This window comes from uncultured Desulfovibrio sp., from assembly GCF_949282365.1.
In the GTDB taxonomy this organism is placed as follows: domain Bacteria; phylum Desulfobacterota; class Desulfovibrionia; order Desulfovibrionales; family Desulfovibrionaceae; genus Desulfovibrio.
The window spans coordinates 24,372-36,264 of record NZ_CASDOY010000002.1; the positions used below are offsets into that span (position 1 = coordinate 24,372).

The 11,893-nt window shown below is 64.3% G+C and carries 11 protein-coding genes; 2 read left to right on the forward strand and 9 right to left on the reverse strand.

Translation table 11 applies throughout. The annotated features are described in order from the left end of the window. The first annotated feature begins 56 nt into the window (after nt 1–56). Entirely contained in the window at nt 57–1,202 is a 1,146-nt protein-coding gene (locus Q1X76_RS01125) for a glycosyltransferase family 2 protein (protein WP_300717535.1), read from the forward strand. On the opposite strand, the gene Q1X76_RS01130 is transcribed toward Q1X76_RS01125, so the two are convergent. Beyond that, complete coding sequence (locus Q1X76_RS01130) at nt 1,199–1,591, reverse strand: GtrA family protein (RefSeq protein ID WP_300717536.1); 393 nt, start codon at nt 1,589–1,591, stop codon at nt 1,199–1,201. The genes Q1X76_RS01125 and Q1X76_RS01130 overlap by 4 nt on opposite strands. Nucleotides 1,592–1,776: 185 nt before the next feature. Between Q1X76_RS01130 and Q1X76_RS01135 the strand changes: the two genes are divergently transcribed. Beyond that, a complete protein-coding gene (locus Q1X76_RS01135) occupies nt 1,777–2,862 on the forward strand; it encodes a glycosyltransferase family protein (RefSeq protein ID WP_300717537.1) in 1,086 nt (361 codons plus the stop codon). Nucleotides 2,863–2,982: 120 nt separating this feature from the next. On the opposite strand, the gene Q1X76_RS01140 is transcribed toward Q1X76_RS01135, so the two are convergent. The 8 genes from Q1X76_RS01140 to Q1X76_RS01175 all read right to left on the reverse strand — a co-directional run bounded on the left by Q1X76_RS01140 (nt 2,983) and on the right by Q1X76_RS01175 (nt 11,874). After that, nucleotides 2,983–3,642, reverse strand: a complete 660-nt coding sequence (locus Q1X76_RS01140; protein ID WP_300717538.1) for a hypothetical protein — start codon at nt 3,640–3,642, stop codon at nt 2,983–2,985. A 253-nt stretch (nt 3,643–3,895) separates the two neighbouring features. Further along, nucleotides 3,896–4,600: an ABC transporter ATP-binding protein gene (locus Q1X76_RS01145; protein ID WP_300717539.1), complete on the reverse strand. Its 705-nt coding sequence runs from the start codon at nt 4,598–4,600 to the stop codon at nt 3,896–3,898. Further along, nucleotides 4,593–5,381, reverse strand: coding sequence for an ABC transporter ATP-binding protein (locus Q1X76_RS01150; protein WP_300717540.1), 789 nt, complete (start codon nt 5,379–5,381; stop codon nt 4,593–4,595). Before Q1X76_RS01150 ends, Q1X76_RS01145 begins: the two co-directional genes overlap by 8 nt. After that, on the reverse strand, nt 5,378–6,610 hold the full coding sequence (locus Q1X76_RS01155) for a branched-chain amino acid ABC transporter permease (RefSeq protein ID WP_300717609.1): 1,233 nt from the start codon (nt 6,608–6,610) through the stop codon (nt 5,378–5,380). Before Q1X76_RS01155 ends, Q1X76_RS01150 begins: the two co-directional genes overlap by 4 nt. A gap of 9 nt (nt 6,611–6,619) precedes the next feature. After that, entirely contained in the window at nt 6,620–7,528 is a 909-nt protein-coding gene (locus Q1X76_RS01160; protein ID WP_300717541.1) for a branched-chain amino acid ABC transporter permease LivH, read from the reverse strand. Between the two features lie 86 nt (nt 7,529–7,614). After that, complete coding sequence (locus Q1X76_RS01165) at nt 7,615–8,745, reverse strand: branched-chain amino acid ABC transporter substrate-binding protein (protein ID WP_300717542.1); 1,131 nt, start codon at nt 8,743–8,745, stop codon at nt 7,615–7,617. Between the two features lie 220 nt (nt 8,746–8,965). Next, on the reverse strand, nt 8,966–10,321 hold the full coding sequence (der, locus tag Q1X76_RS01170; RefSeq protein ID WP_300717543.1) for a ribosome biogenesis GTPase Der: 1,356 nt from the start codon (nt 10,319–10,321) through the stop codon (nt 8,966–8,968). A 410-nt stretch (nt 10,322–10,731) separates the two neighbouring features. Then, entirely contained in the window at nt 10,732–11,874 is a 1,143-nt protein-coding gene (locus Q1X76_RS01175) for a response regulator (RefSeq protein WP_300717544.1), read from the reverse strand. Nucleotides 11,875–11,893 lie beyond the last annotated feature (19 nt).

Here is an 11,893-nt window from a genome sequence, read left to right on the forward strand (position 1 = left end):
TCTGAAAGGACGCGGGCGGTATCGCTCCGGTCAATGATCTGTGAGGAGAAGCTGGAATGAGTTGTGAATTGACGATTCTGATGCCATGTCTGAACGAGTCGGAGACCCTGGCGACGTGCATCATGAAAGCCCAGGGCTATCTTGAGCGGGCGGGGATCGACGGCGAGGTCCTCATCGCGGATAACGGCAGTACCGACGGCTCCCAGGAGATCGCCAGACAGCTTGGCGCCCGCGTGGTGGACGTGCCGGAAAAAGGCTATGGCGCGGCACTGCTTGGCGGGATCGCCGCGGCGCAGGGGAAATACATCATCATGGGCGATGCCGATGACAGCTATGATTTCTCGAATCTGCAGTTGTTCCTCGACAAGCTGCGGCAGGGCATGGATCTGGTCATGGGCAACCGCTTCAAGGGGGGGATCGCTCCCGGGGCCATGCCGCCCTTGCACAAGTATCTCGGCAACCCTGTCCTGAGCTGGATAGGACGCCTGTTTTTCCATATCACGATAGGTGATTTCCACTGCGGGCTGCGCGGCTTCAACACGGAGGCCATCCGCCGTTGCCATCTGAAAACGTCGGGCATGGAATTCGCTTCTGAAATGGTGGTCAAGGCTTCCCTGTACGGACTGAGCATGGCTGAAGTGCCGACGACCCTGGCCAAGGACGGTCGCAGCCGCCCGCCCCATCTGCGCACATGGCGCGACGGGTGGCGGCATCTGTGCTTCCTGCTGACCTATGCTCCCCACTGGCTCTATGTTTATCCCGCCCTGGCGCTCATGGGCATCGGTCTCCTCGGCTGCCTCTGCCTGCTGCCCGGGCCTCTGTCCCTGGGGGGGATCACGCTGGCCACCAAGGCATTCATGACGTTCTGCATGTTCCTGTTGCTGGGGATGCAGATCATGGGGCTGGGGATCGTCGCTGCGGGGCTCGCGGGCGTCAACTTGCCTGACAGGCGGATGAGCCTGCTGGGGAGGCTGGCTTCGCGGGATCGGCTTGCCCTGATAGCGCTGCTCTTTCTGGGCTTGTTCGCGCTGACGTATGGCTCATGCTTCTATGCCTGGTCCTGTGTGGGCTATGGCGACATGTCGTCAGCCTTTGTGGACAATCTTGTCATCCTGTCCATCCTGTTCGCCGCCATGGCCGTTTTCTCGTTCATGCTGGCCTTCATCACCGCGGTCTGCAAGGAGTTCGTGCTGAAAAACTAGCCGAGTCGCCCGGTGAGGGCCATGCGCTTCATGACGTAGTTCCAGACCATGACGACGCCTGTGGCCACGATCTTGGCCAGCATGTAGTGCAGGGCCAGCTTGTCCACCAGCAGCCACATGCAGAGCTGGTTGATGCCCAGACCGGCCAGGCTGGAGCCCACGAAGACCAGCTGCCGGGCGAAACTGCGCGCCGCCCGGCGGAAGACGAAGAACACGCACAGATAGTAATTGACGATGACGGCCACCGTGAAGGCCCAGGCGGAAGACCAGAGGTAGTGGACGCCCAGCACGTCGGTCAGCAGGAACAGCAGGCCGTAGTCCACCAGAAACGTCAGGCCGCCCACGATGCAGAAGCGGAAGAATTCCGCGCCGCGGCTGGCAAGGGACATGGGAACTCCTTTGGTTGGGGGTGCACAGGCTTACCCTGTTCCCCGGCGGAGCGCAAGCCGGGAGCCCGGGGCCGCAGCGTGGCGGGGAAGGGCGGCCCACGCCCGTGGTGGCCGTGCCGGTCAGGCGCGGTTGACGCTGCCAAAGCCCGTTGGTATGACTAACGATCATACCACAGGGGGAGAACATGGCGCGAATTCTTTACGGTATCCACGGGACCGGACACGGGCATGCCATGCGCGGGCTGACCATCGCCCGCCGTCTGCGCGCGCACGAATTCCTGTTCGTGGCCAATGACGACGCCCCCAGGATCCTGGAGCCGGAATTCCGGGTCTACCGCCTCCCCAATCTGGGGACCGTGTTCCGCAACTATCAGGTGGACGTGCCTGCCACGGTGCGCAAGGCCCTGCCCCTGCTCTGGCACCGGCAGCGCTATGTGGATGAGGTCTTGCGGCTCATCCACCGCTTCAAGCCCGATGTCTGCATGACGGATCTGGAATACTTCGTGCCGCGCGCGGCCGAAAGGGCCGGTCTGCCCTGCCTGACCCTCGATCATCAGCACGTCATCACCTGCTGCCGCCACGGCTGGCTGCCGCCGCGCATGTGGTGGGACCATTTCCTGCAGGGCATCACGCCCCGTTACCTGTTCCGGCCCACAAAGCAGAACCTGCTGGTCTCCTTCTACGCGCCGCAGGTGCAGCCCCGGTACCACGCGCGCGTGGTGCCGCCCATCCTGCGCGACAGCGTCCTGCGCCTCACGCCCCGGGACGACGGCCATGTGGTGGTCTACCAGAGCAATTCCACGCATCGCAAGCTGGTGGATTTCCTGCTCCAGGCCACGGACCGGCCCTGCTATGTCTTCGGCTACGACAGGACAGAAGGCCGCGAGGGCAATGTCATCTTCATGAAGAAGAGCGAGGAGGGCTTCCTCAAGCTGCTGGAAGGCTGCTCCTACGTCATCCAGGGCGGCGGGCATACGCTCATGACCGAGGCCCTGTATCTGGGCAAGCCCATCCTGAGCCTGCCGCTCAAGGCCATGGTGGAGCAGTGCTTCAACGCCCTGTACCTGGAGCGCCTGAACTACGGCATGCAGGCCGACATGCTGACCCTGGAGCCTGACCTGCTGCGCCGCTTCGAGGCGCGCCTGCCCGAATTCCGGGCCTCCATCGCCCGGGGACAGTTCTGCGGCAACGAGCTGGTCTTCGGCCTGGTGGACAGCTTCATCCGTACCGGCAGCCTGCCGGTCTCCGGCACGCCCAAGGTGGTGGAATAGAGGAGAAGACGCATATCGGCAGGGCCCCTATTCTTGTGTGCCATGACAGCAAAAAGCCTCTTCCGTATCATGCGGGAGAGGCTTTTCTGCATGAAGCGCTACTCCCTGTCGAATTTCTTGTTATAACCCTCTATCTTGTAATATTTTTCGTAATATCTTCACCCACAAGCAGCGTGGGGAGGGACCTTTGTTGTAGCTCCAGCGGCGTTCCGCACGATTCCAGCCGTATAGCTTGCCCTCAAAGTAGAGGTTCACCCACCCTGAACGAACGAAGTTGCGTGTATCCACGATGTAGACAGCCCCCTCAAACTCGCCATAGTCTTTCCTGTTATACGGCATACCTGTGCCTGTTTGGCTTTGTGTGTCGATGATGGCACGCCATGGTTGCAGGGATGCTGGCAGCTTGTCATGGTGTTCGGCGTATGCGCCTGCCAGATGTTTGCAAATACGCGCTGGGTGCAAGTCGTTTCCAATATTGCGGCGTTTTATCCAGTCCTGGCAAGAGCAGCGTACCCTGCGTAGGTTGCATGTGTATATAGTGCCCGTTTCGCTGTATGACGGAATTTTCAGGACCATCCCGTCAGTCTGGTCTTCGGCATCCTCCTTGGCCCAGATTCTGGCTTCCATCGGGGATGGTTTTATTATCACATCCTCATCGTCGGTCAAAATGATGGAATTTTTTTGGGGGGGTGTTTGTTGGTGGTCTTCGGGACGTGGACGGAAAAAAAGAACCAGGGCCACAATGGCAGCAATGAATATGATAAGAGCGAAGATGTTCATGGTTCCGGTTAGCATGGACATCGGCCTGTCCATATCTTTGTCGCGTCACTGCAGTTCATTCCCGCGCATATGGGAATACTCTTCAATAAGATGCAAAAGATGACAGGCACCAGCAGACTGTCTGTATACTACCGAATGTGCATGCTGCACGCCTGCTCCAATGACGATAAAAAAGGGAAGGGGCACTTTGTCCACAAAGCGGCCCCTTCCCCTCGCACGACACTGCCCGTCAGGGTAGCCATGAGATGCTGTCCTACATGCCCAGATAGGCGGAGCGCACGTCCTCGCTCTGGAGCAGGTTCTCGGCGCTGTCGCTGGTGACGATGCGGCCGTTTTCCATGACGTAGCCGCGGTGGGCGATGCGCAGGGCCTGGTTGGCGTTCTGTTCCACCAGGAAGACCGTGGTGCCGTTGGCGTTGACGCGCTGGATGATCTGGAAGATCTGCTGGATGATAATGGGAGCGAGGCCCAGGGAGGGCTCGTCCAGCAGGAGCAGTTTGGGCCGGGCCATGAGGGCGCGGCTGATGGCCAGCATCTGCTGCTCGCCGCCGGAAAGGGTGCCGCCGGTCTGCCTGCGGCGCTGGGCGAGGATGGGGAAGAGGTCGAAGACGTAGTCCATGTCTTCCTTGATGCCCTGCACGTCGTTGCGCAGGAAGGCGCCCAGGTCGAGGTTCTCGCGCACGCTGAGGTCCGGGAAGATGAGGCGGCCTTCGGGCACCTGCGAGATGCCCAGGCGGACGATCTCGTGCGGGGGCAGCTCGTGGATGGGCATGCCGTCCCAGAGGATCTCGCCCTTGCGCGGCCGGTTGATGCCGCAGATGGTCATGAGCGTGGTGGACTTGCCGGCGCCGTTGGCGCCGATGAGGGTCACGATCTCGCCGTCATCCACGCGCAGGGAAACGTCGCGCAGGGCCTGGATGTTGCCGTAATAGGTATCAATGCCCTTGACTTCAAGCATCTTCGCTTTCTCCCAGATAGGCCTGAATGACGCGCGGGTTGCTGCGCACTTCCGCAGGGGTGCCGGCAGCGATGCGCGAGCCGTATTCCATGACGTAGATGCGGTCGGACAGGGACATGACCATGCTCATGTCGTGTTCGATGAGCAGGATGGACAGTTCCTTGTCCGCGCGGATCTGGAGCACCAGTTCCTTGAGTTCGTTGGTCTCCTGCGGGTTCATGCCGGCGGCGGGTTCGTCCAGCAGCAGCATGCGCGGTTCGGTGGCCAGGGCGCGGGCGATCTCCAGACGGCGCTGGGCGCCGTAGGCCAGGTTGCAGGCTTTTTCGTTCCACAGGTCCTGCAGGTGCACGGTCTCCAGCAGGCTGTAGGAAATGTCGATGGATTCCTGTTCCTCGCGGCGGGTGCGGGCATTGCGGGTCAGCGCGCCCCAGATGCCCGCCCTGGTGCGGCAGTGGCGGCCGATCATGACGTTCTCCAGCACGGTCATGTCGCTGAACAGGCGGATGTTCTGGAAGGTGCGGGCCATGCCCAGGGCCGTGATCAGATGGGGCTTGCGGCCGTTGAGCAGATATCGTTCGCCGTCGGCGCCGTAGAGGTGGACCGTGCCTTCGGTGGGCTTGTAGATGCCGGTGACGCAGTTGAAGAAGGTGGTCTTGCCGGCGCCGTTGGGGCCGATGAGGGCCACGATCTCGCCTTCGTTGACGGTCAGGTCCAGATCGTTGAGGGCGCGCAGACCGCCGAAGTCGCGCGTCAGTCCCTTGACTTCAAGAACGGGTCTCATGCGCGTCCTCCTTTGTCGCCGCCCTGCAGGGCAGTGATGCGGTAACGGCGGCGCTCGCCGGTGACAAGGCCCTGGGGCCGGAAGATCATCATGATGACCATGATGGCGCCGAAGAGCAGCATGCGGTACTCGGAGAAGGCCCGCAGGTATTCGGGCGCCAGGATGAGGATGGTGGCGGCGATGACCACGCCCACGATGGAGCCCATGCCGCCCAGCACCACCATGGACAGGATCATGGCCGATTCCATGAAGGTGAAGCTGGCGGGGTTGATGAAGGTGGTCTTGGCCGCGAAGATGACCCCGGCGAAACCGGCCCAGCAGGAGCTCAGGGCAAAGGCCGAGAGCTTGACGCGGGCCAGGTCGATGCCCATGGCTTCACAGGCGATCTCGTCTTCACGCAGGGCCTGCAGGGCCAGGCCCACGCGGGAGTTCTTGAGGCGGCTGATGACGATGATGGTCAGGATGACGGCCAGCAGCACCAGATAGTAGATGAAGATGGTGTTCTCGGCGATCTCCAGGTTCTGGCCGAAGAAGGAGGGGCCGGGGATGTTCTTGATGCCGCCGGAACCGCCGGTGAGACTGGTCCAGTTGAGCAGCACCAGGCGCACGATCTCGCCGAAGCCCAGGGTGACGATGGCCAGATAGTCGCCGCGCAGGCGCAGCACCGGGAAGCCCAGGGCCAGACCGAAGACGATGGCCATGAAGCCGCCCACGGGCAGACAGGCCCAGAAGCCCAGGCCGAAGGCCTGGTTGAGCAGGGCGTAAGTATAGGCGCCCACGGCGTAGAAGGCCACATAGCCCAGCACCAGCTGGCCGGCGATGCCCACGGCGATGTTCAGGCCCAGGGCCAGGATGACGTAGAGCATGGCCGAGATCATAATGTTGGTCTGGTAGAAGGAGCTCACCAGGGGCATGACGATCATGACGGCCAGCAGCAGGCCCAGGCTGGTCAGTTTGGTGGTGGCGTTGCGTCCGGGCAGGGTGAACAGGGCATGCAGGCCCTTGCCCAGGCCTTCGGGCAGGCGGATCAGGGGGATGCCGCGCGCCTTGCGGCTGAAACACCAGTGCCAGAGCATGGAAAGGAAGAAGATGGCCACACCCAGGAGCAGGACCCGGTGGAACTGCCATTCCACGGTATGGTCGACGCTGTTGAGCTTGATGCCCATGACCGGGAAGGTCAGGAGCATGAACCAGCAGGCAGCCACAAGGGCTTTTGTGAGATATTGCATCATGATGGGCTACACCTTCTGCACTTTCGCTTTGCCGAGGATGCCGTCGGGCCGGAAGATGAGGATCAGGATCAGCAGGGCGAAGGCCAGGGCATCCTCATAGTTGCCCGACAGGTAACCGGTGGTCATGCTCTCGGCGATGCCCAGCACGAGGCCGCCCACCATGGCCCCGGGGATGGAGCCGATACCGCCGAGCACGGCGGCGGTGAAGGCCTTGAGGCCCGCCAGGAAGCCGATGCCGAAGTTGACCTGCCCCATGTGGGAGGCGATGAGCACGCCGCCCAGGGCCGCCAGGGCCGAGCCGACGATGAAGGTGAGCGAGATGATGCGGTCGGCGTTGATGCCCAGCAGCAGGGCCATCTTGCGGTTCTGGGCGGTGGCGCGCATGGCCTTGCCCATGCGGGTGTAACGGATGAACAGGCTCAGGGAGACCATGGCCAGCGTGCTGGTGACGAGGATCAGGAAATCACTGGGGCCCATGATGTTGCCCAGGTAGTCCAGGAACTCCATATCCGGCAGCAGGCGGGGGAAGGGGACGTAATCGGAGGTCTGCGCCAGCAGCACATAGTTCTGCAGGAAGATGGACATGCCGATGGCCGAGATGAGGGGCGACAGGCGCGGAGCGCCGCGCAGGGGTTTGTAGGCCACTTTTTCCAGCGTATAGCCGTAGGCCGCGCTCCAGACCACGGCCGCCAGGGCCGCCACGATGAGGATGCCTCCGGCGGGGAAACCGGCGATGCCCAGCACGCCGGCCACCAGCAGGGCGGTGAAGGCGCCCAGCATGTAGATCTCGCCGTGTGCGAAGTTGATCAGTTCGATGATGCCGTACACCAGCGTGTAGCCCAGGGCGATGAGGGCATAGATGCTGCCGCGTGTGAGGCCGCCGAAGAAAAGTTCGATAAAGTACTGGAAGTCCATGCCGTTACAGGGGCTGCGGTTTACCCGGGCGCAGGCGGGCAAGAGGGCGCGGAGGCCGTGCCTCCGCGCCCGTGCGCCAGTCGGTCTTAATGCAGGGTGATGCTGTGGTCGCTTTCGACGAACTTGCCGTCCTTGACCACATACACGGACAGGCCCAGACCGGTGGCGTCGCCGGCCTTGTTGAAGGAGAGCTTGCCGAGGGGGGTGTCCACTTCGGTGCTCTTGAGGGCCGCCATGATCTTGTCGGTATCGGTGCTGCCGGCCGTTTCGATGGCCTTGATGAGGGCCTGGGTGGCGGCGTAGGCATTGTAGTAGCCGAAGCCGGGCTCGCTGCCGAACTGCTTGACGTGGGCTTCGCGGGCGTGCTTGTACATGGCCAGGGTACTGGTGTCCTTGGGATAGGAGGCCATGACGCCTTCGCTGTCCTTGCCGGTCATCTTGAGGAAGGTCTCGTCCTTCACGCCGTCAGGGCCGATGAGGGGGGTCTTGACGCGGTCGCGGCGCATCTGCTGCACCAGCTTGGAGGCGGTGTTCTGGTAGCCGCCGAAGACCAGCACGTCGGCCTTGACGCGGCGCAGCTTGCGCACCACGGCGGAGAAGTCCACGGCGTCGGGGGTCACGGCTTCAAAAAGCACGGTCTCGGCACCGGCTTTTTCCAGATTGTTGCGGTTCTGCTGGGCGAAGCCCTTGCCGTATTCGCCGTTGTCGTGCAGATAGGCGACCTTCTTGGCCTTGAGCACTTCGGTGATGTAGCTGCTGGTCAGCTGGGCCTGGGCGTTGTCGTTGGCCACGGTGCGCAGGAAGAGGGGATGCTTGCCTTCCAGGGTCAGGGCAGGCGTGGTGGCCGTGGGGGAGATGCTGATGATGTTGGCGCTTTCATACATGGGCAGGGAGGCGTTGGTGGCGCCGGAACAGATGGGGCCCATGATGGCCACGACCTTGTCGGAGATCAGCTTGGTGGCGGCGTTGGTGGCCAGCTCGGGTTTGCACTGGTCGTCCTGGGCCACCAGTTCGATCTGCTTGCCCAGCACGCCGCCCTTGGCGTTGGCTTCTTCGATGACGATCTTGGCAGCATTGAGGCTGGGGACGCCGTAGGACGCCAGGTCGCCGGAATGGGCGCCCTGCACGCCGATCTTGATGGTGTCGGCGGCCATGGCGGGAGCCGCCACGGCAACGCTGCACAGCGCGGCCATGAGCCAGGTCATGCACTTTTTCATTTTCTCCCTCCTTGAGAGACTCCGTGGACTGCCGCGCGCCGCACAACAGCAAAGCGGCGTCTACCTTGCGGCAGTATAAGCCCTTTCTATTGCATCTTTGACGGATTCCTGTCAATGCGGCCCGCCGGATGGGCAGGCACATCCGCGCGCCCGGGGCGGGCCGGAAGGGCGTGGGACCGGGGCGGCGGACCATCCCGGCCCGTCCGCGTCCGGGCGGCGCCTACTGCGCTTTCTTGTGGCTGGAGCGCAGGTGCAGGCGCATGGGCGCGTGCGTGATGCCGAAGATGCGGCGCAGGGCGCGTTCCAGGTAGCGGGCGTAGCTTTCCGGCACGCGGTCGGCGTCGCTGACGAAGAAGACGAAGGTCGGCGGCTGGGACTCGGCCTGGGTCAGATAGAAGAACTTGGCCCGCACGCGCTTGACCACCGGGGGCTGGTGGCGGGCCAGCACTTCTTCCATGGCCCGGTTGAGCTGGCCGGTGGGCACGCGGATGGCGCACTCCTCGTGGATCTTGCGCGCCAGGGGCAGGATCTTGTTCAGGCCCGTGCCCTTGAGGGCCGAGACCGTGAGGATGGGCACATGCTTGCAGAAGGCCAGCATCTCGCTCACGTTCTGCAGCAGCTGCCTGAGCTGCCCGGCGGGCACCAGGTCGCACTTGTTGACCAGCACCATGAAGGGGATCTTGCGCGTGTCCAGCAGGTCCATGAGGCGCTTGTCCTGCTGGCTCACGCCTTCGGTGGCGTCCAGGGTCAGCAGGGTCACGTCGGCCTTGGTGGTGGATTTGAGGGCCGCGTTGACGGAATACTTCTCCACGATGTCCGTGATCTTCGTGCGGCGGCGGATGCCGGCCGTATCCACGAAGACATAGTCCCGGCCGTCGCGCGCGAAGCGCACGTCCACGCTGTCGCGGGTGGTGCCGGCCACGTCGGAGACGATCATGCGTTCCTCGCCGGCCAGGGCGTTGATCAGGGAGGATTTGCCCGCGTTGGGACGGCCCAGCATGGCCAGGCGCAGGGCCGGGGGCTCGTGCACGGCCTCATGGCCCTCGGGCAGCAGGCCGGCCAGCTCCTCGGTGAGGGCGCGGATGTTGTGCCCGTGCTCGGCCGAGACGGGCAGCAGCGGGAAGCCCAGGCTGTGGAACTCGGCCAGCAGCTCGTCTTCCTTTTCCAGACCGTCCACCTTGTTGACCACGCAGAGGGTGGGAAGGCCCATGCGGCGGATGTGGGCGGCCAGATATTCGTCCAGGGGCAGCAGCCCGTCACGGCCGTCCACCACGAAGGCCACGGCGCAGGCGTCCTTCATGGCGGCCTCGGCCTGGCGCAGGATGTCGGCCTCGAAACCGCGGATGCCTTCGGGCCCTTCGGTGACCATGGCGTGGGCGTCCAGGGTGATGCCGCCGGTGTCCACGATGCCGAAATCGGGGTGGCCCTTGCGGCGGACCACGCCTTCCATGCGGTCGCGGGTCACGCCGGGCCGGTCATGGGTGATGGCGCGGTTGCTGCGGATCAGGCGGTTGAACAGGGTGGACTTGCCCACGTTGGGCCGTCCCACCAGAACGATGCAGGGTAATGAGGACATGGGTCTCCCTTCGGCCGCGGCGGGCCGTTGTTGCGAACATGGGGCCGCCAGGGGCGGCAGGCGCGGCGCGGGAATCTGGAGGGAAAAAGCCCCGGCAAACGGCGGGGTGAGCGCCACACGCTGCGCTTGTGTAGCATCCGCGCCGCCGTTTGAAAAGCGAAAAATGCCGTGCGGCCGCACTGGGGGAACGGGCCCGGAAGATGCCGCGCAAGGCGGTGGTATGGCAGGGATTTTTGCGCAGTCGCCGGACGGCGGACGGTCATGGCCGGAGCGGGGAGCAAGGACGGCCCGCGAAAAAACAGCCCCTGCAGGTCCAAAGGGCCTGCAGGGACCGCGTGGGTGTGGCTGTTCGCGCTGCCGCCGTGGCGGCTGGGGGCGGGAGGAACCCCCGGGATGGCCGGCGTGCGGCCTTACTCGCCGTCCCCGTTCCGGCCCTCCGCCGCGGGCATGGGCAGCAGCAGGCGGAACAGGGCCCCGCCTTCGGGGCGGTTGGCGGCCGTGATGCTGCCGCCGCGACCGTGGGCCAGGCCCGTGGCCACGGACAGGCCCAGACCGGCGGCCCGGCCCGCCTGGCGGTGGGTGGTGAAGAACGGCTCGAAAATATGGGGCATGATCTCGTCGGCGATGCCGCCGCCGCTGTCGGCCACGGAAAGTTCGTACCAGACCGTGCCGTCGTCGGCGGGGGGCAGCAGGCGCGCGCCGATGTCCAGGGTGCCGCCCCCGGGCATGGCGTCCAGGGCGTTCTCCATCAGGTGCAGGCAGATCTGCTCCAGCTCCAGCGCGGAGCCCAGCGGACGGGGCGCGTCCTCTCCCCATTCCGGCGGGAAGTGCAGGCGGCAGTCCACATGCAGGCTGTCCATGCGGCCCTGCAGCAGGGTCCGCACACGGGCGACCACGGCCTGCACGTCCATGGGCGCGCTGCGCGGGTCGAGGCCCACGCCGGCCATGAGCAGCTTGCGGGTGATCTCGCGCACGCGCATGCTCTGGGTCACGATGGCCTTGAGGGAGTCGCGCAGGTCGGCGATGTCGGGCAGGGCCTCGGCTTCGGGGCTGTCCAGGCTGTCGGCCATGAGGCCTGCGGCCTGGACGATGATGTTCAGGGGGTTGTTGACTTCATGGGCCACGCCCTCGGCGATGCGGCCCAGGCTGCGCAGGCGGGCCTCCTCGGCCAGACGCCGGGCCTGGCGGCGGGATTCGGCCCGTTCGCGGGCCTTGCGGCATTCCTCCAGCACGGCATTCAGGGAGACCGGTTTGGCCAGCCAGTTGAGCGCGCCGCGCCGCATGGCCTTGACGGCCTGGCTCATCTCCGTGGCCCCGGAGAGCATGACCACGTCGGGGCGCGGTTCATGCGTCTGCAGGACCTTGAGCAGGGAGACGCCGTCCATGCCCGGCAGGCAGACATCCAGAAAGACCAGATCCCAGTCCTTTTGCCGCAGCATGTCCAGGGCGCTTTCCGCGTCACCGGCCACGGCGGCTTCGATGCCGCGCAGCTCCAGACGCTGGGCCAGCGGTTCGGCAAAGCCCTGTTCGTCATCGACGATGAGTACGTGCATGACGTTCCCCCCTTTACGC